The sequence below is a fragment of the Streptococcus equi subsp. zooepidemicus genome (assembly GCF_015689395.1).
GTDB lineage: Bacteria > Bacillota > Bacilli > Lactobacillales > Streptococcaceae > Streptococcus > Streptococcus equi.
On record NZ_CP065054.1, the window covers coordinates 793,626 to 819,217 of the forward strand.

The 25,592-nt window shown below is 36.1% G+C and carries 21 protein-coding genes, 5 pseudogenes and 1 riboswitch; of the genes and pseudogenes, 16 read left to right on the top strand and 10 right to left on the bottom strand.

Annotated elements, in window-relative coordinates; genetic code table 11:
* Window positions 1-642 precede the first annotated feature (642 nt).
* The 3 genes and pseudogenes from I2432_RS10510 to I2432_RS03780 form a co-directional block, all read left to right on the top strand.
* Window positions 643-780, top strand: a pseudogene (locus tag I2432_RS10510) (LytR/AlgR family response regulator transcription factor); the annotation flags it as partial.
* 336 nt (window positions 781-1,116) lie between these two features.
* Window positions 1,117-1,347: a Blp family class II bacteriocin gene (locus I2432_RS03775; protein WP_010817848.1), complete on the top strand. Its 231-nt coding sequence runs from the start codon at window positions 1,117-1,119 to the stop codon at window positions 1,345-1,347.
* A gap of 543 nt (window positions 1,348-1,890) precedes the next feature.
* Window positions 1,891-2,052, top strand: a complete 162-nt coding sequence (locus I2432_RS03780; RefSeq protein WP_206158992.1) for a hypothetical protein — start codon at window positions 1,891-1,893, stop codon at window positions 2,050-2,052.
* A 957-nt stretch (window positions 2,053-3,009) separates the two neighbouring features.
* Here I2432_RS03780 and I2432_RS03785 read toward each other — a convergent pair.
* On the bottom strand, window positions 3,010-4,341 hold the full coding sequence (locus I2432_RS03785; RefSeq protein ID WP_111690018.1) for a relaxase/mobilization nuclease domain-containing protein: 1,332 nt from the start codon (window positions 4,339-4,341) through the stop codon (window positions 3,010-3,012).
* Window positions 4,342-4,346: 5 nt separating this feature from the next.
* A complete protein-coding gene (locus I2432_RS03790; protein WP_111690019.1) occupies window positions 4,347-4,697 on the bottom strand; it encodes a plasmid mobilization protein in 351 nt (116 codons plus the stop codon).
* A gap of 303 nt (window positions 4,698-5,000) precedes the next feature.
* Here I2432_RS03790 and I2432_RS03795 point away from each other — a divergent pair, with 303 nt between their 5' ends.
* The 11 genes and pseudogenes from I2432_RS03795 to I2432_RS03845 all read left to right on the top strand — a co-directional run bounded on the left by I2432_RS03795 (window position 5,001) and on the right by I2432_RS03845 (window position 13,743).
* The gene (locus tag I2432_RS03795; protein WP_111690020.1) at window positions 5,001-5,900 is read left to right on the top strand and encodes a helix-turn-helix transcriptional regulator; all 900 of its coding nucleotides are present in this window, start codon (window positions 5,001-5,003) and stop codon (window positions 5,898-5,900) included.
* A gap of 64 nt (window positions 5,901-5,964) precedes the next feature.
* Window positions 5,965-6,579 (top strand): annotated as a pseudogene (locus I2432_RS03800) (GyrI-like domain-containing protein).
* Window positions 6,580-6,591: 12 nt separating this feature from the next.
* Window positions 6,592-7,143 carry a ClbS/DfsB family four-helix bundle protein gene (locus tag I2432_RS03805; protein WP_165622983.1) on the top strand — a complete coding sequence of 184 codons (552 nt, stop codon included), beginning with the start codon at window positions 6,592-6,594 and terminating at the stop codon, window positions 7,141-7,143.
* A gap of 115 nt (window positions 7,144-7,258) precedes the next feature.
* The gene (ltrA, locus tag I2432_RS03810; protein WP_249093364.1) at window positions 7,259-9,145 is read left to right on the top strand and encodes a group II intron reverse transcriptase/maturase; all 1,887 of its coding nucleotides are present in this window, start codon (window positions 7,259-7,261) and stop codon (window positions 9,143-9,145) included.
* A gap of 103 nt (window positions 9,146-9,248) precedes the next feature.
* Window positions 9,249-9,758: pseudogene (locus I2432_RS03815) on the top strand (type IV secretory system conjugative DNA transfer family protein); the annotation flags it as partial.
* 80 nt (window positions 9,759-9,838) lie between these two features.
* Window positions 9,839-10,387: a DUF6609 family protein gene (locus I2432_RS03820; protein ID WP_043025566.1), complete on the top strand. Its 549-nt coding sequence runs from the start codon at window positions 9,839-9,841 to the stop codon at window positions 10,385-10,387.
* Between the two features lie 46 nt (window positions 10,388-10,433).
* Entirely contained in the window at window positions 10,434-10,652 is a 219-nt protein-coding gene (locus I2432_RS03825; protein ID WP_038674400.1) for a hypothetical protein, read from the top strand.
* 59 nt (window positions 10,653-10,711) lie between these two features.
* Window positions 10,712-11,353, top strand: a pseudogene (locus tag I2432_RS10470) (KilA-N domain-containing protein).
* Window positions 11,354-11,491: 138 nt separating this feature from the next.
* Entirely contained in the window at window positions 11,492-11,866 is a 375-nt protein-coding gene (locus I2432_RS03835) for a hypothetical protein (RefSeq protein WP_043983682.1), read from the top strand.
* Between the two features lie 176 nt (window positions 11,867-12,042).
* Complete coding sequence (locus I2432_RS03840) at window positions 12,043-13,248, top strand: ATP-binding protein (protein WP_206156328.1); 1,206 nt, start codon at window positions 12,043-12,045, stop codon at window positions 13,246-13,248.
* Between the two features lie 237 nt (window positions 13,249-13,485).
* A pseudogene (locus I2432_RS03845) lies at window positions 13,486-13,743 on the top strand (hypothetical protein).
* 340 nt (window positions 13,744-14,083) lie between these two features.
* Here I2432_RS03845 and I2432_RS03850 read toward each other — a convergent pair.
* The 5 genes from I2432_RS03850 to I2432_RS03870 all read right to left on the bottom strand — a co-directional run bounded on the left by I2432_RS03850 (window position 14,084) and on the right by I2432_RS03870 (window position 17,650).
* Entirely contained in the window at window positions 14,084-14,728 is a 645-nt protein-coding gene (locus tag I2432_RS03850) for a histidine phosphatase family protein (protein WP_014622656.1), read from the bottom strand.
* Window positions 14,729-14,746: 18 nt separating this feature from the next.
* Window positions 14,747-15,112 (bottom strand): YccF domain-containing protein, encoded by a 366-nt coding sequence (locus I2432_RS03855; RefSeq protein WP_021320585.1) that lies wholly within the window; start codon window positions 15,110-15,112, stop codon window positions 14,747-14,749.
* On the bottom strand, window positions 15,109-15,588 hold the full coding sequence (locus I2432_RS03860) for an aminoacyl-tRNA deacylase (RefSeq protein ID WP_014622658.1): 480 nt from the start codon (window positions 15,586-15,588) through the stop codon (window positions 15,109-15,111). Before I2432_RS03860 ends, I2432_RS03855 begins: the two co-directional genes overlap by 4 nt.
* A gap of 160 nt (window positions 15,589-15,748) precedes the next feature.
* Entirely contained in the window at window positions 15,749-16,312 is a 564-nt protein-coding gene (thiT, locus tag I2432_RS03865) for an energy-coupled thiamine transporter ThiT (protein ID WP_012678185.1), read from the bottom strand.
* A gap of 46 nt (window positions 16,313-16,358) precedes the next feature.
* Window positions 16,359-16,455, bottom strand: a riboswitch (TPP riboswitch).
* A 328-nt stretch (window positions 16,456-16,783) separates the two neighbouring features.
* On the bottom strand, window positions 16,784-17,650 hold the full coding sequence (locus I2432_RS03870; protein ID WP_012678184.1) for a glycoside hydrolase family 25 protein: 867 nt from the start codon (window positions 17,648-17,650) through the stop codon (window positions 16,784-16,786).
* 216 nt (window positions 17,651-17,866) lie between these two features.
* Here I2432_RS03870 and I2432_RS03875 point away from each other — a divergent pair, with 216 nt between their 5' ends.
* Complete coding sequence (locus I2432_RS03875) at window positions 17,867-18,370, top strand: hypothetical protein (protein ID WP_043029568.1); 504 nt, start codon at window positions 17,867-17,869, stop codon at window positions 18,368-18,370.
* 210 nt (window positions 18,371-18,580) lie between these two features.
* On the opposite strand, the gene I2432_RS03880 is transcribed toward I2432_RS03875, so the two are convergent.
* The 3 genes from I2432_RS03880 to pepF form a co-directional block, all read right to left on the bottom strand.
* The gene (locus tag I2432_RS03880; RefSeq protein ID WP_206156327.1) at window positions 18,581-19,774 is read right to left on the bottom strand and encodes an MFS transporter; all 1,194 of its coding nucleotides are present in this window, start codon (window positions 19,772-19,774) and stop codon (window positions 18,581-18,583) included.
* A 498-nt stretch (window positions 19,775-20,272) separates the two neighbouring features.
* Window positions 20,273-20,776, bottom strand: a complete 504-nt coding sequence (locus tag I2432_RS03885; RefSeq protein ID WP_206156326.1) for a glutathione peroxidase — start codon at window positions 20,774-20,776, stop codon at window positions 20,273-20,275.
* Window positions 20,769-22,568 (bottom strand): oligoendopeptidase F, encoded by a 1,800-nt coding sequence (gene pepF / locus I2432_RS03890; protein WP_206156325.1) that lies wholly within the window; start codon window positions 22,566-22,568, stop codon window positions 20,769-20,771. The genes I2432_RS03885 and pepF overlap by 8 nt, the downstream gene beginning before the upstream one ends.
* A gap of 197 nt (window positions 22,569-22,765) precedes the next feature.
* Between pepF and ppc the strand changes: the two genes are divergently transcribed.
* Window positions 22,766-25,549 carry a phosphoenolpyruvate carboxylase gene (gene ppc, locus I2432_RS03895; protein ID WP_206156324.1) on the top strand — a complete coding sequence of 928 codons (2,784 nt, stop codon included), beginning with the start codon at window positions 22,766-22,768 and terminating at the stop codon, window positions 25,547-25,549.
* Window positions 25,550-25,592 lie beyond the last annotated feature (43 nt).

Consider the following 25,592-nt stretch of genomic DNA (forward strand, 5'->3'; position numbering starts at 1 on the left):
TACTATTATTCCTTATTTTATTCATAAGAAAAAAGAATAATAATATAGTTTAACTTTAAAAATATCTAATATATGACTACTAACTTAGTCAATTCTGAAATTTTAGTCTTCTAGAGTAACTGAAAAAGATAAAGTCAAAATAGGAAACAGACGGAGTGAATCTGTGGTGTGTGAATTACCAAGGCCCCGTTATCTAATATGTAGATAGTCCTACTTCACATCCCGTCTATTCTATCCAACAGGTTAAAAATCACCTATCTGATACAATAAAATATAAGGTATATGTTTCTAATAGCATATATCTTTTTTTGATTGGAGGAATTAACATGAATAATACAGAATTTATTGAAAAATTAAAACAATAAAGAACTGGCTGTGATTATTCACAAGCAAGACTAGTAAGAGAACTTTATATCAGTAGACAAAATTTAAATGAAATTGAAAGTGGTAAAGTAAAAGCCAGTCGAGAAATGTGACGTTTACTGTTACATTATCTTGATTACCATCAATGTAAACAGACCGTTTACACTAATGATTGATTATTTGCATATTCGCTTCCCTATTACAGACGCATTGGAAATTATTAAAGTAGATATTTTAAAGTTAGATACAACTCATTATTTTCAGTAAGTAGATCGTTCAACAATTATAAATATTGAAAATGTAATTGAAGTAAATTCACGTGAACGAGAGGTATTATTCTATAAAGGAACAAGCTGTTCTATTTCCAGATTAAGAATCAAAGCACTAATAGAAAAACTAAAAGAAAAAGAGGGCTAATGCATGTGTTAGTCTTCTTTTTATATACAATGATAAAAGGAAGACATTTCAGGCACAAAAATCATACATTTTAGGCACACATGCTCTATAACGTTTATAAAATGTTAGACTATAAAAAAAGATGATTGAAGGAGAGGATAAAAGATGATTTATTTTTCAATACCGCCTTAAATAATATCTATGTTAACAATCGTATTATTTCTAGTTTTCTAAAAATGGAGATATATAACTCGTACAAGTTTTACATTTCCATATTTATATAGTTGACATTAAAGAAATTGTTGTTAAATTAAGGAATAAAACTATAAAAATATTATTAGTTAAAAGGAGAAAAATATGAATACACAAGTGATTGATAAATTTGAAGTTTTAGATAAAGAGACTCTTTTAAGAGTTGAAGGTGGTGGATGGCTTAAATGTGGATTAGGAACAGTAGGAGGTGCTCTAACAGGAGGAGTTGCAGGAGCAGCAGTTGGTACAGTTACATTACCAATTATTGGGACGGTATCTGGAAGTGCAGCAGGATTCTGGGGAGGAGCGGCTACAGGTGCAGCCACATTCTGTTAATTAAAAAATATATTTCTTAAAAGGAATGATTAGATGGAGAAAAGGATAGTATCTTTTATTATTACAATAGGAATTCTTATAGTTTCAATATGCAATTTTTTTAAAGAATTAAGTTTATTACTTCTTGTTTTAAACTCTGTAGGATTCTTTATATTTATTGTTATTTTAATTGCCAATATGAAGTATGTAATTTTTAGTAGAGATAAATATTAAGAAATATGCTAATACCCCTTTTAATAATGATTCAATGATAAAAATATATTCTTCTGTTTCGTTCAATAAAACAGAAGAATATATTTGGTCAGAAATTTTTTCTTTCCAATAATTAGGAAATAATCCTTTTATACTTTAAATAGATATCAAATAATAAAAAGATATAAGTATAAGATATATAGGAATTAAAACTAGTGATTGGTTTATAAATAGATAAAGCATATTTAAAAATATTAATGAAGTAAAGGAAATGTGATTATAATGAAAATCGAGGATTTTAAAACATTAAACTTAAATGAATTATAAAACATTTACGGAGGTGGTAATGTTTTGGACTGTGCTGCAGGAATTGGCGCATCAGTGGCAACACTGGGAGTTGCTGCTACAACGCCAGTTGGCTGGATAGGTCTTGGAGCATTAGCTCTTTCTGGAGGGCTAAGTGGATTTGCATCTGGATACTCATGTACAGCGCTCTATTTTGAAGGAAATTAGGAGGGATATAGTATGTATAAAAAACTAAAATTTGATGAGCTAACAAATATTATTGGGGGAGGAAATATTTTAGTGCAAGTGGTACACTCACAGGTGGTGTTGCAGCTTCTGCTTTAACTGGTCCCGGTTTTGTTTTTGGTCTTATTGGATCGGGAGTTGCTGCATTTGCTACCGGATATTCATGTGCAGCGTTGTACTATGAAGGTGATTAAATGGAAAAATGGACTATTAAAAAAAAGAAGGCTGGTCTCGCTATCTCATTTTTTCTTCTATCACTTGTTCTTATTTCACGTATTTCTAACAATAATAGTTTATTGAATTATATATATGGGATAGGAGCTATCTCATTCTTATTAGAAGTGTTATGGATAATCTTTCATAAAAGAAAATAGATCTGAAATGGATTCTTCTGTCTGTGAGTAAGCCTGTGGTGAGCAATGATAAAGCCTCCGTTATCTAGCAATAGGACAAAGAAACTGGAAACGATGTACACAATATCCTGTATTTATACAGTGTATCTGCATTTTTAAAGGTGTGAAGTAATATGACTACTAACGTAGTCAATTCTGAAATTTTAGTCTGCTAGAATAACTAAAAAAAGATAAAGTCAAAATAGGAAATAGACAGAGTGAACCTGTGGTGTGTGAATTACCAAGGCCCCGTTATCTAACAGGAGGAGTTACAGGAGTAGTAGTTGGTACAGTTACATTACCAATTATTGGGGACGGTATCTGGAAGTGCAGCAGGATTCTAGGAAGGAGCGGCTACAGGTGCAGCCACATTCTGTTAATTAAAAAATATACTTCTTAATATGAACAATAAAGATTTTATACAAGAAGTGAAAGAAGAAAAAACACTACCCCTTATAAACAGGGATATATTGACGGTTTGTGATAGTTATAAACAGATACTGAAAAATCTATACTGCTTTTACTATAGAAAAATAAGGAGGTGTAACTATCTATCCATCTCTTTATCCATATATACTCCATAGTTTTTTCGTATCTGATTAAGATCATCCATCGTGGTTTTTGAGGAAGAATACTCTTGCATTAGGGTAGTCTTTTTTTCTTGCAGTTTATCAAGTCTATTTAAAATATCCTTTGAATTTGGGAGTTTGGAATAGGATTTTTTCAGCTTGGAAAGAGCCGTTTCGTAGCGTGTGATTTCAGCCTTATGCTCCTCAAAAAATGCCTTATCGGATGGATTAGCTTTATATTCTTTGTAGTAGGCTCGATATTTTTTAACAGTATGAACTTGTTCCATCGTATCAGAAAGTAGCTGCATATCCTTATCAATTTCTTTGATTTTATCTTGCAGGTTCTGTCTTTCTTCAGCACTTTTTTGAATGTATTCATCAAGTTGCTTAACGGAGTTAATGCCATGTTCTCTGATGAAAATAACCGATTCAGCCATTGTGTTTAAGTTATGCTTGGTTGCCCAATATTCATAGCCTTTGCTCTCTTTTACTTTGGCATTGGTATTCATATTGATGACATTGCCGATTCGTTTTTTGACAGATGAGGTTTTAATGGCTCGATTTTCTGTAATACGCTTTTTTAATCTTTCTTCGGTATAATCTTCACCGATAGTCTTAGCTCTTGTAAATCTCTGCTTATCTTTTGGCTTAAAGGCTATGTGTTTTCCATGTTTTATTTCATAACCAAGTTCAGCCATTTTCTTTAGGAAATCCTCCCAATCTTTAGCCTGTTTTATCAGATGATCAATGTCAAATTGAAGTCTGCTTTTCCAAGAAGTGCCTTTCTTAGACTGCTCATTTTCGTACCATGACTTGCCATTTGTTTTGTATTTTTTCTTGTAGGCTTCATAGGACTCATCAATAACAGAAAGGTTGTTTCCTTTGCATAGCTTATCGCTTTGATACCTGATTTGATGATAGCTTCTTTTGTTAGATTGGTAGCATTTGCCAGTAATCATATTTACATTATTGAAGATGATATGGTTATGAATATGTCCTTTATCTATGTGAGTAGATAAGACAAACTCGTACTCATCTTTCAATATCTTTTTACACAGTTCAAGACCGATTTGATGTGCCACTTCGGGTGTGGTTTCTCCTGGTAAAAAGGATTGAATAAGGTGTCTGGCAAGAACAGTTCCGTTTGTGCCAGCATCATTTCGTGTTCTTAAAAACTGTGTATGAGCAGTTTCCTGATGACATTTATGAGTGCTTACTAAGATCTGCTCATCTGTTTTTTTGCCATTAACAATGTATGAAATGGCAAGATTAAGGGTTGATTTTATAGGATGTATTTTTGTGATAGCCATAAAAACTAATCACCTCCTGAAGTCCTGTTGAGCAGTAGTGAATGTATTTGCCATAGTTCTTTTGAAAAATGTTCAATCTGTTTTTTCATATCATTTATATCATCCTTGTAGATTACGCCGGTAGAATTTATACGCTTTGCAATCTGATTTATGTTATTTGTTGCGTTTGAAAGCAAGCCTTGCAAATCTCTGAAAGGCTCTAAATCTACTTGATATATTTCTTTTTCTAAAACGCATTTGCGGATAAAATGGCTCATATTTCTGCACTTTGCAAGTTTTCTTTTCTCCTCAAAAAGAGCTTTTTCTTCTTCGGTCAATTTGATTTCAAGTCGTTCATTTCGTATTCTATTTACCATAGGTAAATCCTCCTTTAGGTGTATTTCGGGGTCTTAGGGTTCTCCCTAACAAGCTAAAAATTGATAAAAAAAGAAGCAGCTCCCGAAGGTCTGCTTCATCAATTTTTTCGTAAGTGTCCGTACACTTACTGTGCTTGCTACAAAAGAATGAATCAGATAGCAAGCTTTAAGCAAGTTTTAATTATATGCTTTTATTATACTAAATGAGATAAGTAATGTCAGCGGAATTGGGAAAAATATTTTATAACATGACAATAGATGTCAAGTTATTGTGGTATAATAAAAACAGGAGATGTTAAGACGATGAAAGATAATAGGCTATTCAGGATACTGTATTACATTTTAGAAAAAGGAAAAGTTACGGCAAGAGAACTTTCAGATAAATTTGAGGTGTCAGTCAGAACGATTTATCGAGATATTGACTCTATCAGCAGTGCCGGTATTCCCATTTATGCCACACAAGGAAAGGGTGGTGGAATAGAAATTGCCGAAGATTTTGTGCTTAGTAAATCGTTGCTGTCTGAAAAAGAGAAACAGCAAATTATGTCAGCTCTTCAAGGATTAGATAATACGACAATACAGCATGAGAATGAGCTGCTAACAAAACTTTCTGCGCTCTTTAAAATAAAGAATACCAGTTGGATAGAAGTTGATTTTAATAATTGGCAAAACAATAAGCTGTATGAAAAAACATTCAATGATATTAAGTCTGCTATTTTAAGTAAGAATATTATTTCATTCACATATTTTAGCAGCAATGAAAAAGAAACAAACAGAAGCGTTAAACCTGTGAGATTACTTTTCAAGAGTCAGGGCTGGTATCTATATGCCTTGTGTTTGCTTAGAAATGATTTTAGATATTTCAAATTGTCTCGGATAAAGAATTTAGAAATTCATACTGAAAATTTTAATGACAGTTTTGAAGATACAATACTCAAAAAAGAAATGCCACATGAGAATACAGTGTATATAAAAGTTAAGTTTGATCGTAAAGTTGCCTTCAGGGTATATGATGAGTTAAACGGAGAAATTACAGAAGATAATGACGGAAATTTATATACAGAAATAGAAGTTCCAAATGATTACAACTTATATAACTATATTTTTTCTTTCGGAGATGGAGCAGAAGTATTAGAGCCAAAAGAGATACGAATGCAGATTAAAGAAATGATAAATAAAATGGCAGAAAAATATATAACTTGACAAACGGTGTCAAGTATCCTCCTGTATAATTTAATTAACCAAGATGCAAATGGAGGATTGGATAATGAAATATGAATGGAGAAAACAAGAAAAAAATCTTTATGGTGTGAAGCAGACACCTATCATTGTAGAAGTGACAAAGCAAAAATTTATTTTGGTAAAAGGTAAAGGAAATCCGAATGAAGCAGATTTCTCAGACAGAATATCTGCATTATATTCTCTTGCCTATGCCATTAAAATGTCGTTTAAAAATGCAATGAAAAATAAAACTGATAACGAGATTACAGATTTTACGGTATATCCATTAGAGGGATTTTGGAAAAAAGTAAATTGAGAAGAGCTTGATAAAAATAAACTGGAATACACATTGATGATTAAACAACCTGATTTTATTACACAAGAGATATTCGCAAAGGCACTTGAGAATATAAAAAAGAAAAAGCTTAACGCATTGTATGATGAGATAAGTTTTAGAAAAGTAGAAGAGGGTAAATCTATTCAGATTTTACATGTTGGAAGTTATGATGATGAGCCAAAATCATTTGAATAGATGGATGAATTTGCAAGAAAACTTGATCTTACAAGAATAGGTGATTTTCATAAAGAAATATACCTAAGTAATAAAAACAGGACATCAGAAGAGAAACAAAAAACTATATTAAGATATTCAGTGAAATAGGAGGAATTTGTTATGCTAAGACCGACGACAAAAAATGATTTAATGATTGCTGCTAAAGAAAACTATGAAAAGTTAAATTTACTTATTTCAAAGATGACTGAGGAAGAGTTAAATACACCATTTGATTTTTCAAAAGAGGAAAAGAAAAAAGAAGCCCATTGGAAAAGAGATAAAAATCTAAGAGATGTTTTAATCCATCTCTATGAATGGCATCAGCTTATTTTGAATTGGGTACATTCCAATCAAAAGGGAGAAGAAAAACCATTTTTGCCTGAACCATATAACTGGAAAACTTATGGAGATATGAATGTGGAGTTTTGGAAAAAACATCAAAATACTTCTCTTGAAGACACAACTAAAATGTTTCATAAATCCCATAGCGATGTTTTACAGTTGGCTGAAACCTTTACAAACGAAGAACTTTTTTCAATAGGTGTATATAAATGGGTTGGAGGAAGTACACTTGGTTCATATTTTGTAAGCTCAACTTCAAGTCATTATGATTGGGCAATGAAAAAGCTAAAGGCTCATCAGAAAAACTGTAAGTCAAAACAATTGGGGTAGTAAAGTGCATTTTACAAAAGCAAAAGGAATACTTTCTTCAAAAAATGGAATGAATTTGTTTAGAGGTTGCACTCATGGATGTATTTATTGCGACTCAAGAAGTAAATGCTATCAGATGAATCATAAATTTGAAGATGTAGAAGTAAAAGAAAATGGAATCAGTCTTTTGGAAGAGAGCCTAAACGGTAAGAGATTTGATAGGCTCATGCCAATGATTGTCTCTGACCAAAACATCATACTTGCATATCGAAATATCTGCAAAAATAACGGGAGTAAAACTCCAGGTACAGATGGTAAAACGATTGTAGAAATACAGAAATTACCTATCGAAATGGTCATAAAAACCATCAGAAACAAGTTGAACTACTATCAACCAAAGAATGTCAGACGAGTAGAAATTCCGAAAGATAACGGAAAAACAAGACCTCTTGGTATTCCGAGCATTTGGGACAGGCTAATACAACAGTGTGTCTTACAGGTACTAGAGCCAATCTGTGAAGCTAAATTTCATGAACGAAATAATGGTTTCAGACCATATAGGTCTACGCAAAACGCAATAGCACAGTGCTATAAAATGGCACAGTTACAAAATCTGCACTTTGTTGTAGATGTAGACATTACAGGATTCTTTGATAATATTGACCACTCAAAACTTATCCGTCAGTTATGGGGATTGGGAGTACAGGACCGAAAGCTGATTATGATAATCAAGCAAATGTTAAAAGCGGATATTCTGTTCAAAGATATCGTCATCACACCAGAAACAGGTACACCTCAAGGTGGTATTTTATCTCCGCTACTAGCTAATGTAGTGCTGAATGAACTGGACTGGTGGGTTGCTAATCAGTGGGAAATGTTCAAAATCAAAGAGGGAAGTACAGGCTACGAGTTTACAAAGGTTGATAACGAGGGAAACATACTCACAATAGACCGAACGCAGAAATGGAACAAGCTCAGAGCAAAAACAGGATTGAAAGAAATGTATATTACTAGATATGCAGATGACTTCAAGATTTTTTGCAGAGATTATGCGACAGCTGTCAAGGTAATGAAGGCTACGAAGCTATGGTTGGCTGAAAATCTGCATTTGCAGACAAGTGATGAAAAATCAGGAATTACCAACCTTAGAAAGAACTACACGACTTTTCTTGGAATAAAATTCAAGGTAGTACCAAAAGGGAATAAATGGATTATTCGTTCCCATATGGCAGATAAGAGTAAAGCAAAGGTTATCAGTAAACTGGGTTCTGTTTGGAAAGATATTAAAAACCCAAGCAAACAAAGTGAATTAGATAAAAATATAAGTCTTTACAATGCTATGGTAATGGGAATGCACAATTATTACTGTATGGCAACGCTTGTGTCAGCTGATTTTGCGGAAATAGCCTTTAAGGTTACAGGGAAAAGCAACGGAATGAATCATAACAGACGATGCTTTCCCATAGAGAAACAAGGCGAAATGACAAGCAAATACATCTTGGAAAAATACGGAAAGTCTAAACAATGTCGATGGATAAATGGTCGTATGATTGTTCCTGTCGGATATGTAGCATACGAATACCCAAAGTATAAAAGGCGTGAGGTCAACAAATATGTGAGGAAATACTCAGACGCTGAAAACTGTATCAGTTTTGAAGTTATGAAATATCTGATGGAAAATGCTCATCTCTATCCTACATTGGAGATGGCAGATAACGCTCTTTCAAGGTATATAGCACAAAAGGGAAAATGTGCGGTTACGCATAATGCCCTAACTGTTTCGGATATGATGTGTGAACACATTAAGCCTTGCAAAGGAGAAAGAAACGATACTTACAGGAATTTAATTATTCTCTCAAAAGAAGTATCGGATTTGGTAGGAGAAGAAAATAGCAATAAAGTAAGTAAGCTACTCAAAAACCTACCATTGACCAAAGAAATGCAAGATAAAATCAATAAGCTTCGTGAACACAGGGAGCTAGAAATGATACAATTCGAGGACTATATAGGCACTAAAAAGTAAGATTTAGTCGGTGGAACGCCGTGTGATGGGAAACTATCACGCACGGTGTGGAGCGGGGGAAAAGCCCGAGGTGGCAACACCAGAGGCTTACCTATCGCTATTCGGCTTAATTCCAAAGTTTGAGAAGCTCATAGCGACAATCCGTTCCAGAGAAATTTCAGCAAGCATCATTTTGCAAGCACAATCACAACTAAAGGCAATCTACAAAGACAACGCTGATACAATCGTAGGTAACTGTGATAGTACCTTGTTTCTTGGAGGTAAGGAAAAGACTACATTAAAAGAACTTTCTGAAACACTTGGTAAAGAAACTATCGACCTTTACAACACATCGGAAACAAGGAGCAATCAAAAGAGTTTTGGACTTAACTATCAAAAGACAGGTAAAGAACTGATGAGTCAAGATGAAATAACGGTTATGGACGGCGGAAAGTGTATATTTCAGCTTAGAGGTGTAAGACCTTTTCTTTCAGATAAGTATGATATTACAAAGCATAAGAACTATAAGTTCCTTGAGGACTATGACAAGAAGAATTTGTTTGATATAGAAAGTTATATCAAGAGAAAAGGCAAAGCTAAACTAAATAGAAATACATTGATTACAAGATTGTAATTTTACATGTTATTTCTTTACGGAAAGAGGGTATACTTGATATATTAAAATAAAAGAATTAGAAATAGTGGGAGATATTTATGAATTTTCTTAATTACGATAAAGATGAAAAGTTGGAATTTAATTATAAGAGAGCATGTGGTTTATGGTTAATTGTAGTAGCAGTGATTATTTCAGCAGCTACCTTAATAGGAGGAAAACAAATAATAAATATGCAAGTGTTTAGCATTGGGTATGTTATCAGTTTTTTCTCAATAAATATGAATAAAAAAGTATTGAATAAATTATCTGATGGTTTGTCAAGTAAATTTCAAGATACAGTGTCATCATATGCAATTATTTTGTTATTTATTTTAATGTTTTTGTTAGGTGGACCGTTTTTTGCAACTGAGAATTGGAGATTGATTTGGTTGGGGGCATTTATGGCAACTGCACTACATTTTTTCCCGTATTATTTTGTACATGGTAAATCGATGATATATTTAGGTTTTATTTGTGCTATTAATATTTCTGTAGGATATATTTTTGTTGACACTCCATTAGTGGTGGTTGCATATATTGATGCAGCAATTAAGTTTGTGTTTGGAATGTATTTACTATTTTTTTCAAAGCCATTAAAACAGAGATAATGTTTACTTTGTAGGGATAGGTAAATTTGAATTTGGAGGAAAAAATATGAAGAAGAATGAAAAAATAGCTAAAGGCTTCTTTATAGGCGCAATATGTTTCTATATTGTAGCGGCTATAATTTTTTTAAATAAAGGCTCAAACAGTAATACTATGTGGATCATGTTTCTGTGTTTAGGGTCTTCATGGGTAGCCATAGGCGGATCTTTTGCGAATAAACAGAAAAATAAAGACGATAATAATTTTTCGAATAATCAAGGAGAATGAATTATCAAATTTCGGTTTGTAAGAATAGATAATTATAAAGTTATGTAGGAAAGAAGAATTTGTATGTCCAAGCTAAAAAAGAGCAGCTTTCTGTAAAAGGTTTTGCGATTCAAATTTATACTGAAGATTTTAAAAACGACTATATAAGTCCTACAGATATTGCCAAGTATAAAAATAATGATGATCCCAGATTTGTTATATAAAATTGGCTGAGAAATAGAAATACTTTAGAATATATAAGTTTATGGGAAGTGCTAAATAATCCAAATTTTAATCGTGTGCAATTCAACACATCTAGAAATGAAGCAGGATTAAATAGATTTACTATGACACCACAAAAATGGATTGATTCTACAGATGCTATTAAAGAATATCTGTTAAAAGTTCCTACAAATGATTAGTTATCTTATAAATATGTCAGTGAAGCCGATATGCTTGATGTTGCTCTATTCAATAAAAGAGCGAAATAGTGTCTTGATAAAAATCCAGACCTTAAAGGTAATATGAGAGATTATGCAAGTCTTAATGAATTATTAGTGCTTGCCAATATGGAAAGCTATAATGCTATTTTAATCGGTAAAGGAATAGAACAAAAAGAAAGAATAATAGAACTTAGAAAACTTTCCAGAACACAATTACTATCTATTGAAAAGTTAAATAACACAAAGCTTGAAAGTTTAGAAGATAAGCAAAAGAAATAAGGATAGCATGGATTTAAAAAAGATATAAAAAACTACAGACATGTGTGCAATGAGGAAATAAATATAGGAGATTATAAATATATGGAGGTGAATGCTTATTGAAATAATAAAGAAAGGGTTGTAAAAATACATTCATCTATGTATCAGCAATTAAAGGAAAGAGGATATGCTGCTTCTGTAGATATGTTGATGGACTTAGAATTACTTTCTAAAAAAGATTATGAGCTTTGGAGAAATGGAAAAATTCCATATTTAGAAAAATCATGTAATATCAATTTAAAGAAACTATCAATGATTTTGCATGAAATGAGAGTATATGCTAAGAAAAGTAATCTTAAGCCTTCCTATACGGTATATAAGCAGTGGGCGGTGAAGAAAAGAAATGGGCAAGGAGGAACTCCTGTTATAAAATTGAGATTTAGTAAAAATGGGTTAGATGATATTGAGAAATGGTATGCTACTCATTTTGTAGATACTAAGATGATAGAAGATTTAAAAGAAGAAAAGCAGTAGATCTTAGGATTTATTGCTTTTTTCATTTGAAATAAGGCTAAGCATAGGGCTATATGGTGTTTATATTCTATAAACATCAATAAAATATGATATATTTCGATTATACTCGAAAACAATATTGGAAAATATATTTTTATCGTGTATAATATAATCAAAGCTAAAGAGAGGTGAATGATATGGAATATATTGAACGACCCAAGTATTTAAACCATATAGAAAAATTTATTGATAAACCTATTATTAAAATCTTAACTGGGATGCGAAGAGTTGGAAAATCTACCATTCTGATGATGATTAAAGATGAAATTTTGAAACATGTGCCGGATGAGCAAAAGATATATATCAATTTTGAATCTTTGGAGTTTATGAGTATAAATGAAGCGAGCTTTTTGGCAAGTTATATAAGTGAAAAGTCAAAAAATCTAAGTGGTAAATTATATTATTTCTTTGATGAAATACAGTTGGTAAATAACTGGGAAAAAGTAGTTAATGGGTTAAGAGTAGATCAAGATTGTGATATATACATTACCGGTTCAAATTCAAATTTGATTTCCGGTGAACTTGCCACACTTCTTGCAGGAAGATATATAGAATTTGAAATACAGCCATTTACTTTTGGGGAATTTTTAAAGATTTTTAGTGATTCAAATCTAACTAAAGAAGCACTTTTTGATAAATTTATAAAATTAGGTGGAATACCGATTTTAAAATATTTTAAGTTAGAAGAAGATAGCAGTTATAAATATTTAAGCGATGTATATAATACTGTCTTGGTTAAAGATGTGCTTAATTATAATAAGATACGAGACGTAGATATATTTAACAGGATATTATCTTTTGCTATTGAAAATATCGGATCTACTTTTTCCGCCAACAGTATAAAAAAGTATTTGAAAAATGAGAGCAGAGAAGTATCTGTTGATACAATTTTAAATTATTTAGAGTATTGTAATAGAGCTTTCATACTAAAAAAAGTACAAAGATTTGATACTGTAGGAAAAAAGAAGTTAAAGGTTGATGAAAAATATTATCTTACAGATCATGGATTTAGGCAGGCAAGAGGATACTCCAATACAAAGGATATTGAAAGAACACTGGAAAATATCGTTTATATTGAACTTATTTCAAGAGGATATAGAGTTGAAATTGGCAAAGTAAAAGATATGGAAATTGACTTTATTGCAAGTAAGGATAATGAAAAGTTGTATTATCAGGTTTCTTATTTGATGGAAACAGAAGAAACAAGAAAACGAGAGTTTGGTGTGTATGATTTTGTTAGAGATAATTATCCTAAATTTGTCTTATCCATGGATAAAGTGGATTTTAGTCAAAATGGAATTATTCACAAAAATGTGATTGACTTTTTATTGGAAAGCAAGTAGTTGTTTCCTTAAATGTTTGCATACTATTCAAAAATTAAATATAAGTTATAAGAGACAATGGAAAAAGAAAAAATCTACCGTCTTTTTTGTGTTTAAAAAGGAGGATATAGATGATAAGGATTAGAAGTTCTACCGAAATAAAAATAAAATAGTAGAAGTATCAGCGATTGGAAAAAGTCCAGTCGCTTTTTTAATGGGAATTTTAAATTAAAAAATGAGAAAAATTATGAATAAAAAATGATTAATATTAACGCAAATTTAGTAGCAGAATCAATTTACTCAAGTTTTGAAAGAGAAGGAGAAGAAGTATAAGTTGTAAATTTTACACTTGTAAAGAAGTACGGTAAAGGCAAGGAGTACATCAACTGTGCAGCTTATGGAGAAAAAGCAGAACTGAAAAAGGAGAGGACAAATGAAAACCAGTTTGAAATGGATGAAAGATTTTTAGCAAGAAAAGAAATCTTTCTGAATTTTAATGTTCCTATATTTCAATGAGCTGTATTGTTTTGTATAGATGTTACTACAAGAAAATCATTGAAAATATCTACTGTAATCGCTACTATCATCAGGAAATAACTGTTTTGCGCGTTTGTCGTGGTTGAAAGCCTTAATTAGCTTGACAAATGATAGAAAAGGACTGAGTCCTGTTCGATACAGAATTCAGTCCTTTTTTAAAATGAATTGTCAAACTTTTGAGGTTATCCAATTGGTCCTCTTGTGTATCTAGCTTTTCACAACTTTCTACAGCTAATAAAGCGTCCCTCAAAAAATGGGATGTGCTCTCTGACTAATGGAGTATAGTTTAGCTGTCTTGGAGCTTTGTGCTTAAGAGCTACTAGGGTGTTACTCTAGTAGCCTTTTTTTGTAAAAATGATGTATCATTCCACCTTAGACAATGAAAGTGTTTGAAGTCCAAGGTTTCTATGATGGTCAGGCTAGCATTATCCAGTCCTCCCTGTGCCCGAAGCATAGCTGGCTCAAAGCCTAAAAGGGCCCGAATGGAAGCTGTCAAATGGGCACCATGTCCTACCATTAAAACATGTTGATAGGTCTTATTTTCCAAGGTTTTAATGAGCTGATAAAGCCTTTGTGTGGTCTCATAAAGGGATTCAGCCTTAAATTGACTGGGCTTAAATTGAGCTAAATTGTGATAAAAGGCTGACATCTGACTAGGATAGATGGCAGATACGGTCGCTATTTTTGTTCCTTCAAGGGTGCCTAGGTTCCATTCTCTCAGCTGCTTGGTATAACTAATATCAGTTTTGCAGTTAGCTTCGTCCACAATAATGCTAGCGGTATCAGCAGCTCTTTTTAGGTCGCTGGAGTAGATAGCATCAAAGGAAATGTCCTGTAGCTCTCTTGCTAGCTGGCGCAAATCGTCCTTAGAGCTTTCAAGCAAGGGCGAATCTCCGTTAGCTCCCTGAAAACGGCCCTCTAGGTTCCACAATGTTTTACCATGTCTGACAAAATACAATTTCATAAGTCTTTTACCTTCTTATTAAATGTCATAAATGATAGCTCCAAAAGGAAAGAGGCTAATCTTAGCCAATTTTAGAGATTGCTGGGCAAATGGAATGCCAACAATCGTTAGGCACAAGAGAAGGGCAGAAGTCAAATGCATGATTGCTAAGCTCCAGCCACAGCAGACAATCCAGATGATATTGAGCAGCAGGCTGCCTGCTCCCTGGCCAATTTCGATGGCTTTTCCAAAGGGAAAAAGACCAAAAGCGCCTATCTTGAAGCATTGTATGCCAAAAGGAATCCCGACAATTGTTAAGCACAGGATAAGCCCAACAATAGCCCAAGAGATCCAGGCCCAAAAGCCTGAAAAAATAAACCAAATCATATTTCCAATAAGTCTCATTTGTTCTCCTTTATGTCAGCAAAGCTAGCCCCAACAAAATCTGCTAGGGCTTGACTATTGATCTGTATGGATCGACCAAGCTCACCAGCTGATACAATAATTTCTTGCTTGGCTAGTGCAGACTGGTCGATGTAAATAGGATAATTGTGCCTTTGTCGAATACCAACTGGATTGTTTGCACCATGAACATAGCCGGTTATTTTTTGCAGCTCCTTTTGAGGAATCATGGAGACCTTTTTGTTTCCAGAAAGGCCTGCTAGCTTCTTTTCAGATAAATGCTCTGTCAAAGGAATAATCCCAATCAAGGGGCCTGTCTTATCGCCAGTCAGTGCTAGGGTTTTATAAATATCTGATGGGTTGATTGTGTCTGGGAAATCACCTTTTAGGGCATTGATCCTAAGAGCTTGATAAGAAATAGCTGCCTTATCTAGGATTTGCTCCACCAGCGTTTTCTTTACTTTTGCCTTTTTAGCCATTTGTTAACTTCCTTATGTGTCAATATCAAAAACAGTCTAACAGTAGTAGTATACCATTAGACTGAAAAAAAGTCTTTTTTGATCCTTTTTCTAAGCTTAGAAAGAGCAGGCCTTTACAGACCTACCTCAGCTTTATGATTTTCAGATTCGAACTCTTGTCTTATTTACTAGGCTTAAAAAATTGTGGTTGCGTCGGTAGGATAATGAGCAGGGCAATAAGGGTCACGATAAAAGTTAGAAGACCTGCTGTGCCATTGACAGTAAAGGAATACCAAATAGCAGAGGTGCCCTTAGGAGCATAGCTCCCCCAGAAAACAACACCAGCGATAAAATGCCAGATATAACGAACCCCAATTGCTAAAAAGGCCGCTGCGCTAGCAATTAGAAGGCTGAAGGATCTTTTGTTGGTGTCAAGACTATTAGCCAAGGGCTTAGAAAATAGACCGGCCAAGCCCATTGAGGTAAAAGCGAGGATATACTCAATAATAACCTGAGACAGACTGAGGTAATATACCTTAGCTAAAACAAAATGCAGCAGTCCCCAAATCAAGCCAGTTAGCAGGCCATACCTTAGGCCACGCCTAAGCGAAAATAAAACGAGAGGAATAGCACCATAAGAGGGGCTAAACCAGCCGGCAAAATCTGGTATAAATGATAAAGCCATAGCAAGAGCAGCAAAAATAGCAGCCTCAATCAGAACGGTAACAGTTGTCTTGTTTGACATAAAAAAACTCCTTTTGCACACAAAAAGAGAATCGTTTTCCAATGCTAATGATATTGGTCACAATCCCTACGCTTGTATTAACAAGATCAGGTCCTTAGGATTTCGCATGCGCGATCTCAGCCAAAGCACTCCTTTGTGATAATTATATTTTCTATAATTATAAAATGAGATTGCAGCAATGTCAAGAATTTGGCCTGGAAATCATGAAACCAAGTTAACATAGCGGTATTGCCAAAAACTGATCATACCAAAAAAGGCCGATCTCACAGCCAGCCTCTAAACCAAAAACAAGCAATAATTGATGTTATCAATATCAGATTCTAGATACAGTTGTCCTTAATGCTCAAATTGACGTCAGAAGGGGTACAACATAAAGGTTAAAGCGTTTTGCTTTAACCTTTATTTATTGTGTTAATGCATATTGAAATGACATGCAGTTATCAGGGATGACAAGTAATGCTTAGTTACTGGTTATTGTTTTGCGCCTTTGTCAGGCTTTACTTTCCCAAAAAGCTTTTCAAAGGTTTTTTTAGTGTCTTTTGTGACAGCGATTTGATTTAAATCTAATGGATTGTTAAAGCCATTGAGGTAGCCTTGCGAGGTGTATTGATGCAGGTCGTAATCTAGGCTGGTGTCTGGGGCTGCCTCATAGTAGCCGGAATCACCACCATAGGTAGGAATCCAGATGGCGTCAAAGCCTTCTGTTGAAATGTCCTGCTCAGCCATAAAATAAGTGCCGATATACAGGCCAACATTTTCTGCACCTAACCGTTTTAGCTCCTCTCTAAATGCCTTGACCCCTTTATTCATGTCCGTCATGGTAGCTTCTTCAACATCAATCCAATAATAGGTTGGATTAAAGGGAGAAGCGTTTTTGTAAAAGGTTCTTGCTTCAGCCCGCATTTCCTTAGCACTACGACCAAGAGCGTAGCTATAGACAGCAACTGGGATATGTCGTTTTTGAAATTCTGTAATGTGCTTTTTAAATGATTTATCAATCCCAGTAGTAAAGGCAGCATTATTATGGGCAGTAATTTGTGATCCGCCATAAACACGAACAATTGCTGCAGAAATATTAGATGCTAAAAGGTCATAGTCAATGTCACTTGGCAGCTGCCATCCAGAAACATCAATAATGGGGTTTAGTAGAAATTCAGTAGTTTCAGATGTGCTTGTAGTCGACTTATTGGACGTGCTAGTGTTAGTGGGAATGCTTGCCTTGGCAAGCTTTAGCTCTTTACTTTTGAGATTATCAGAATGAGCCTTTCCAATGATTAACAAAGTAGCAATCAGCGTAAAGAAGACCACAACAACAATAGGTTTTATTCTTCTTCTCATCAGTCTTATTGTACCTTAAATGCCTCAAAAAATCAAAGTGGTCTTACGATTTTCTTAGGTTTTTAGCCTGTTAGGACAGCTTTGGCAGATCATGTCCTATCTATTTTCGTTTGATTTTAGTCTATCTGTCTTGTAATCATCTATCAAAAAGCTGTTGAGGCTGGTCAAGAGGTGTAAAATCTGTCATAATAGATAAAAAACACTCAAAGAGGGATTATGTCTACCAAAGTTGTTAGTCGACTAGCTATCGTTTCTGTATGTTGTTTCTTGCTACGCTTAGCCTTTAGCGGCTTTCTCATTGCCCAGCCAGTCATGGCTCTTTTATTGATTTACCTGCTCTATGTTAATGTAGCAGAGGCTATTTTAGCAATGGCGGGCTATGTGCTCTTGTTAGCTTGCTTTTTTGGTTTTGGTCCTTGGATCTTTTGGCAAATGGCTTGTTATTCAATGGTATTGGTTTTGTGGAGGTATTTCTTGAATCCCTTATCAGACAGGCTATCGCAGCACAGATTGATCAATCAAGTCTTAATGGCAGGAGTCTGCGCCTTTTGCTATCATATACTGCTAGATAGTTGCTTTGCTTACCTTTATAGTATCTCTTGGTGGAGTTATGTATGGGCAGGAATGCTTTTTACGGTGACTAATGCCTTAGCCACTATGGGTTATTTCTTGGTAGTGCTTTTATTGCTTAAAAGGCTATCTGGTAAAAAAAGACCTTAAGCTGTCCGCTTAGGGTCTTGATGCTGGCTTTGACGTCATAACTAGTAGTAGCGCAGTTGCTGTCGATCAATCATTTCTTTTTTTTGTTTTTTGAATCCTCTTATGTTGATGGATAGTTTTTGATTATTTAATATTGAGTTCTGGTTTCTTTTGGTAAGGAAGCTTATTTTGTTGAAGAGCTTTATCCATTTTGCTGGTTTTAGAACTAAGCTATTTTCTTTCTTGCTGTAAATGGACGATGAGTAATCCAAAGCCTATCATTATTGTCAGACTATTGATCAGGATTCCTATAATCCTTATGTCGCTATAAACAAAGGGAATCAGTAAAAATAGGACACCAAAAACAGCGTATAAGGTTGCATTGGTCGTGTAGATCAAGGCGAGCTTGTTGTGGTTATACTCACTATAAATCATTTTTTCAAATACATTGCCCGATATGCCAATAATCGTGAAGGTAATGAAAAACAAAAGTAATTTTACCATCGGATAGGGAATCATAAAGCAAAGCAAGAAGCTGCTTCCAGACAGGATATAATCAATGAAAAAGAAGCTTCGTGGAGATACCTTAATGCGAGGCGCAACTAGAGCCCCTAATAAATCTGCTGCTCTGTGAGCTGCTAAAACAAGGCCAATGTATTCGATTGAAATGCCCTCAGACAGTAGATACAAGGGAAGGAGTGCTAGTAATAAATCGGTTCCTCCGCTGAGAAAGGCTTCTACCAAGATGGTAAAGGAAGCAAAGGTCGACTCTCTAAATGCACGTAGTGATTCTGTTACAGAAGCAGGTTTTTCAATCTCGTCATTAGTCGTGGTACTAAGCTTAGACGGGCTAAGCTGAATCCTAAAAATAAAAGCTATGGCTCCTATAAAGAAAGGCAGGCTCAATTGCAGTAAAACGAGATAGGAAACAAAGCTAAGAAGAACAGAGCCCACAAAATTGCTAACAATATCTAGAACGTTTGATGTAGCGTATTGAATATCTACTGATTTTTCAATGAGGTCTGAATCATCGTCTAGTGTTCTGGGAACGATTTTCATTTGAATGGTATTTAATACGGTTGTGACCAAGTTAAAGGCAAGGTTGAGCACATACATGACAACAACCGGTAGCTGATAGCTTAAGCAGATGATAATACTGATGATGACAATGAGCTGTATCATCTGAAAGACAATTAACCATTTTTTATCATTTTTTAAGTTATGGATTAAAGAACCGTAAGCAAAAGACAGCATATTTGGCAATAAACCAACCAATGTCAAAAAAGAAAGTTCTCCCGCGTTAATGTTGTAAACCTTAAGTAAACCAACAGACAAAGCAATCATGTAAAAACTGTCTGCGATATTGCGACTTGACCTACTAAAAATAAGGTTATAGAAGTTACTTGTTAACCCTTGAAATCTCATGCTGATAAACTCTCCAATCAGTACAATCTATTTGAATGTCATTTGAAACTCCTGAGGTCATTTGCATGCTGTCCACTGTGATAGGATTAAGGGTAAGGGCTTTTGGCAGCACAGCTTAGATCATTCAATAGTCATGTGTTTTTCTTAATTTTATAAGATGATTTTAATGATCCTAATCACATGCGTCAATGCTTTTTACTGTTGATGACTGAAGTAAATGTCCTTAAATCATGTGAACCGGTACTTTTTGATAAACATAAAAAGGCTAGCATAAGTTATCATTGCTCAAGTGCACCAGTCCTTACAGGAAGCAGCTTGAATGATTTGATTGAAAAAAGTAAGCTTAGGTGTGAGGACAAGGTCCCCTTCAAAAAAGTTCTTTGAAGAATAGACAAGCAAATAGCTGACCTTTAGCAGCTCCTTGGCAAAGCAAGAAGCTTTAGATATAAAAATAAGCCAAGAAATAAGGATCTTGGCTTGTTTTTTGATAGGACTTCGTTAGTCTGATTGGTCAATTGGCTCTTGGAAAAGCAATTGCTGTAGGGCTTTTTCAATCATTTTGGGGTCTGTTTTTGAGGCATAGCGCTCAACAACCTGCCCCTTTTGATCAATTAAAAATTTTGCGAAGTTCCATTCGATGCGCTTGCCGAGTGGGCCACTTTTTTGTTCTTTGAGCCAAGTGAATAATGGCTCTGTCTCCTTGCCATTAACCTTGATTTTGGCAAAGCGTGGAAAGGTGGTGTGGTAAGTTAAGCTGCAAAAGGTATTGATTTCTGTAGCATTACCCGGTGCTTGATGTAAAAATTGATTGCAGGGGAAATCAAGGATTTCAAAGCCTTGTTCCTTGTAGGTGTCATAAAGCTCTTGTAATGCTTGATATTGAGGAGTTAATCCGCATTTAGTGGCGGTGTTGACCACTAATAGGACCTTTCCTTGGTATTGCTCCAGTGAACAATCAGTGCCATCTTGTCTTTTAACGCTAAAGTCATAAATGCTAGTCATGACCAATTTCCTCTGTATAGGCAATGATCTGATCAACCGTATCGCTCAAGAATTGAATGGTATCGCGAAGCGGCTTGTCTGTTGAGATGTCAGCTCCGATGAGTAGGGCTGTCTCAAGCGGGGTACGACTGCCACCAGACTTTAAGAAATCAAGCCATTCGTTGGCACCATTTGGGTTATTCTTTAGATTGAGGTAGCCGGCAGTCGAAATCACAAGCCCTGCAGAATAAGTATAGCTATAAAGCCCCATGTAATAATGAGCCTGCCTCATCCAGGTAAGGGTAGCGTCATCATCAATCTCAACAGCATCACCCCAGAACTCTGTTAAAACATCCTTCATCATGGCATTAAGCTGCTCTGCACCAAAGGTGCCCCCCTCTTCGATGAGGGTATAAACCTTACGCTGAAAAGCAGCCTCTAACAAATGCGTGATGAAGTTGTGGAAATAAGTATCTGTCAGGCGGTGCGCCAGTGCAAAGCGTTTTTGACGAGGCGTGTCAAATTGTGCCTCCAAATAATCACTCAGCATTAGCTCATTAAAGGTTGATGGCGCTTCAACGTAATAGGTTGACATGTGTGTGTTGAAGTAGCTTTGGTGATTGTCAGAGAAGATAAACTGACCAGAATGGCCAATCTCATGGATCAGCGTGTAAACGTCAGACATACGGCCTGTCCAGCTCATCAGCACATAAGGGTGAACCTTGTAAGGGTCAGCAGCGTAGCCACCAGAATCCTTATTGGCATTTGCAGCAAAGTCCACCCAGCGCTCTGTTTGGTAGCGTTCAACTTCTTTCGTATAGGCTGGACCAAGTGGTGCTAATGATGCCATCACCAAGTCATAAGCCCCATCAATAGAGACCTCTGGATTGAGGGCATTATCAATATCTAGCTTCCAGTCTGCAAAAGTCATCTTGTCTAAGCCATTTACCCTTGCCACATGCTTTAAGAATTTTTGAGCAACTGGACCAAATTCGGTCATGATGAGGTCGATTTGACGGTCAAACATGCTGCGGTCCACCTCCTGCTCAGCCAGCAGGTAATCAAAAACAGACGCATAGCCCTTCATATCAGCTAAGAGCTTTTCTGATTTGACCTTAGCAAGATAGGCTGCGGCTGCTGCATTTTGGTGCTTACGCAGTCCGTTTGAGAAGGAACGAAAGGCCTTGTCACGAATGGCAGCATTTTCATGGTTTTGATAAAAGTTTTCATAGGAAACAAAGCTATTTTTGTAGACTTTACCATCAACTTCAAAATCCTCCATCTCAAAATCTCCAGCCCGCATTTTGGTGTAAATGTCGTAAGGAGCGTTGATCACTTCTCGTAGATTGGTCAGTGCCTTTTCAACATCAGGGCTTAGCAAATGCTCTTTTTGGATTTTCGCCATGCGGATAGCTGCGCTGAAATAGGGATTTTTTTCCAATTCATCAAGAACAGCAAGGTCTGCATTAGCTAGGGCTGTATCAAAGAAGCTGAGGGCTACGCTAGCCTTGGTCATGAAGTCATCACCAGCCTGGGCAATTTGAGCAAATGCTTCATCTGAAAAATCAGTGGTCTGTGGCATAAAGGCATAGGTGCTAATATGACTCATTTGAATATAAATCTGCTCAATCTCCATCAAGGCCTGTGTAAAATCCTGAGCAGTTGTTAATTTGCCTTCGTAATTGCGTTGGAATAGGCTGACATCTTGTAAGGCTTTTTCAATAGCCAATAGAAAATCTTCCCTGTCTTTGTAGAGGGCAGTTAGGTCCCAAAGCTCATTTTCAGGGAATTCTGAACGTTTTTTTAATTCCATAATGTTCTCCTTCATGAGTAATTACCTATAGTATAACAAAAATTAGAAGCGATAGCCTGTAAAAGCTTTACAAACATTTTTGTACCAATGAATCTTATATGTCAAGGAAAACAAACATTCCTAGCCAATAGGCTTACATTTTTAGCAAAAAGTGGTATGATAGGAGGGAAACTAGCATAAGAAGGGAAGTCCGTCATTTGTCAGTCAAAAAATTAGAGAGCTATAATAATCAGGAGATTATTGCTGAAGAGGTTGCTATCCTAAAGGAAATACTTGAGAGCATTACGCGTCGCATGATTGGTGATGAGGCCTTTGCAAGGATTGAGGAAATTATAGACCTATCTGAAAAACAGGATTATGTGCTTCTAGAGCAATTGATCGCTAAGATTAGCAATAAAGATATGGAATTTATTTCACGATATTTTTCGATTCTTCCGCTGTTGATTAATATTTCAGAGGACGTTGATTTGGCTTATGAAATCAATCGTCAAAACAATACAAATCAAGACTATCTGGGAAAGCTTGCTCTGACCATTGCTTCTGCTGCTGAAAAGGAAAATGCCAAGGAACTGTTGGAAAGGGTGACGGTGGTTCCAGTCTTGACAGCTCACCCAACACAGGTTCAGCGAAAGACAGTTCTAGAGTTGACCAATAGCATTCATAACCTTCTTCGTCGCTATCGTGATGTCAAGGCGGGTGTCATGAATCAAAACAAATGGTATAGTGAGCTGTACCGTTACATTGATATTCTCATGCAGACGGATATCATTCGTGAGAAAAAGCTCAAGGTCAAAAATGAGATTACCAATGTCATGCAGTATTACAATAGCTCTCTGATACAGGCGATCACAGCGCTAACAAGCAAGTATAAGACGCTGGCCAAGGACAAGGGGATCTTGCTGGACAATCCAAAGCCGATTAACATGGGCATGTGGATCGGAGGAGACCGAGATGGCAATCCTTTTGTCACAGCAGAGACACTGAGGCTGTCTGCAACAGTTCAAAGTGAGGTTATTCTGCGCTTTTACATTGACAAATTGTCAGCTCTTTATCAAACCTTTTCGCTGTCATCAGCTTTGATAAAGACCAGTCCTGAGGTGGAACGCTTGGCTAGCCTATCCAGTGATCAGTCCATTTATCGTGAGAATGAGCCCTACCGCAGAGCTTTTCACTATATTCAGACTCGTCTAAGCCAAACCCTGCAGGAGCTAGTGGGTCAGCCAGCCTCAGCTAGTCTAGCATCTAGAATGCCTGCTACGGTAGGCTCGCTTCAGTCGGGCGTTACAAGCATTGTGACCAATAGCAGTGACCAGCAAGCACCAGCCTATAAGACAGCAGCAGCTTTTAAGGCTGATCTGGTCATGATTGAGCAATCTCTCATTGCAGCTGGGGATTCCTCCTTGGTTGAGGGGGATTTGCAAGAGGTCCTACAAGCGGTTGATATTTTTGGTTTCTTTTTGGCCAGTATTGATCTGCGGCAGGATTCTAGTGTGCAGGAGGCCTGTGTTGCTGAGCTTTTGAAAAATGCTGGTATTGTTGAGAATTACAGTGCTTTGTCAGAGGAGCAAAAATGTGAGGTCCTCTTAAAGGAGCTGACAGAAGACCCTCGCACCCTCTCATCGGCAGCTGTTGAAAAGTCAGAGCTGTTAGAAAAGGAGCTTGCTATCTATACAGCGGCACGTGAGCTCAAGGATAAGCTTGGTGAAGAGGTGATTAAACAGCACATCATTTCACATACAGAGAGTGTTTCTGATATGTTTGAGCTGGCTATCATGCTAAAGGAGGTTGGTCTCATTGACCAACGTCAGGCGCGCGTGCAGATTGTGCCTTTATTTGAAACGATTGAGGATTTGGATAATGCTAGAGCGATCATGACACAATACCTTAGCTATGATATTGTCAAGTCTTGGATTGTTACAAATGCTGGCTATCAAGAGATTATGCTTGGGTATTCAGATAGCAACAAAGACGGTGGCTATTTGGCGTCTGGCTGGACACTTTACAAGGCGCAAAATGAGCTGACCAAAATTGGGGAGGACAATGGTATCAGCATCACCTTCTTTCATGGACGTGGTGGGACTGTTGGACGTGGTGGCGGTCCATCCTATGAGGCGATCACCTCACAGCCATTTGGCTCTATTAAAGACCGAATCCGCTTGACGGAACAGGGTGAGATTATTGAAAACAAATATGGCAATCAAGATGTGGCTTACTACAACTTGGAAATGCTGATTTCTGCTTCTATCAATCGCATGGTGACTCGCATGCTGACAAATCCCGATGAGATTGATGGCTTTAGGAAAATCATGGACGAAATTGTTGAAGACAGTAAGCGTATTTATCGAGAGCTGGTTTTTGACAATCCGCATTTCTATGACTATTTCTTTGAAGCCAGTCCGATTAAGGAGGTATCAAGCTTAAACATTGGTTCTCGCCCTGCTGCTCGTAAAACCATTACAGACATCTCAGGCCTGCGTGCCATTCCTTGGGTATTTTCTTGGTCACAAAACCGGATCATGCTTCCAGGCTGGTATGCAGTAGGCTCTGCCTTTAAGCGTTTTATTGATAAAGAAGAGGGAAATTTAGCCAAATTACAGCATATGTATGACAAATGGCCATTCTTTCATTCCTTGCTGTCTAATGTTGATATGGTATTATCAAAATCAAACATGAACATTGCCTTTCAATATGCGCAGTTAGCAGAAAGCAAGGAGGTCTGTGAGGTCTTTCATACCATTCTTGATGAGTGGCAGCTGACTAAGAACGTTATTCTTGCTATCGCACAGCATGATGAGCTGCTTGAGGAAACCCCATCCTTGAAGCAAAGCTTGGATTTCCGCCTCCCATATTTTAATGTGTTAAACTACATTCAGATTGAGCTGATTAAGCGTCTTCGTCATGAGCAGCTAGATGAGGACTATGAAAAGCTGATCCACACAACTATTAATGGTATTGCTACAGGACTTCGTAATTCCGGCTAAGCCGTTGAAGATCAATCAGCAGCTCACACAGACAGGCTACTAG

Excerpts from the sequence above, each read along its gene's own strand:
- I2432_RS03775 (WP_010817848.1), top strand. The coding sequence starts at position 1,117 with ATGAATACACAAGTGATTGATAAATTTGAAGTTTTAGATAAAGAGACT.
- I2432_RS03785 (WP_111690018.1), bottom strand. The coding sequence starts at position 4,341 with ATGGCTATCACAAAAATACATCCTATAAAATCAACCCTTAATCTTGCC.
- I2432_RS03790 (WP_111690019.1), bottom strand. The coding sequence starts at position 4,697 with ATGGTAAATAGAATACGAAATGAACGACTTGAAATCAAATTGACCGAA.
- I2432_RS03795 (WP_111690020.1), top strand. The coding sequence starts at position 5,001 with ATGAAAGATAATAGGCTATTCAGGATACTGTATTACATTTTAGAAAAA.
- I2432_RS03805 (WP_165622983.1), top strand. The coding sequence starts at position 6,592 with ATGCTAAGACCGACGACAAAAAATGATTTAATGATTGCTGCTAAAGAA.
- ltrA (WP_249093364.1), top strand. The coding sequence starts at position 7,259 with ATGAATCATAAATTTGAAGATGTAGAAGTAAAAGAAAATGGAATCAGT.
- I2432_RS03820 (WP_043025566.1), top strand. The coding sequence starts at position 9,839 with ATGAATTTTCTTAATTACGATAAAGATGAAAAGTTGGAATTTAATTAT.
- I2432_RS03825 (WP_038674400.1), top strand. The coding sequence starts at position 10,434 with ATGAAGAAGAATGAAAAAATAGCTAAAGGCTTCTTTATAGGCGCAATA.
- I2432_RS03835 (WP_043983682.1), top strand. The coding sequence starts at position 11,492 with ATGTATCAGCAATTAAAGGAAAGAGGATATGCTGCTTCTGTAGATATG.
- I2432_RS03840 (WP_206156328.1), top strand. The coding sequence starts at position 12,043 with ATGGAATATATTGAACGACCCAAGTATTTAAACCATATAGAAAAATTT.
- I2432_RS03850 (WP_014622656.1), bottom strand. The coding sequence starts at position 14,728 with ATGAAATTGTATTTTGTCAGACATGGTAAAACATTGTGGAACCTAGAG.
- I2432_RS03855 (WP_021320585.1), bottom strand. The coding sequence starts at position 15,112 with ATGAGACTTATTGGAAATATGATTTGGTTTATTTTTTCAGGCTTTTGG.
- I2432_RS03860 (WP_014622658.1), bottom strand. The coding sequence starts at position 15,588 with ATGGCTAAAAAGGCAAAAGTAAAGAAAACGCTGGTGGAGCAAATCCTA.
- thiT (WP_012678185.1), bottom strand. The coding sequence starts at position 16,312 with ATGTCAAACAAGACAACTGTTACCGTTCTGATTGAGGCTGCTATTTTT.
- I2432_RS03870 (WP_012678184.1), bottom strand. The coding sequence starts at position 17,650 with ATGAGAAGAAGAATAAAACCTATTGTTGTTGTGGTCTTCTTTACGCTG.
- I2432_RS03875 (WP_043029568.1), top strand. The coding sequence starts at position 17,867 with ATGTCTACCAAAGTTGTTAGTCGACTAGCTATCGTTTCTGTATGTTGT.
- I2432_RS03880 (WP_206156327.1), bottom strand. The coding sequence starts at position 19,774 with ATGAGATTTCAAGGGTTAACAAGTAACTTCTATAACCTTATTTTTAGT.
- I2432_RS03885 (WP_206156326.1), bottom strand. The coding sequence starts at position 20,776 with ATGACTAGCATTTATGACTTTAGCGTTAAAAGACAAGATGGCACTGAT.
- pepF (WP_206156325.1), bottom strand. The coding sequence starts at position 22,568 with ATGGAATTAAAAAAACGTTCAGAATTCCCTGAAAATGAGCTTTGGGAC.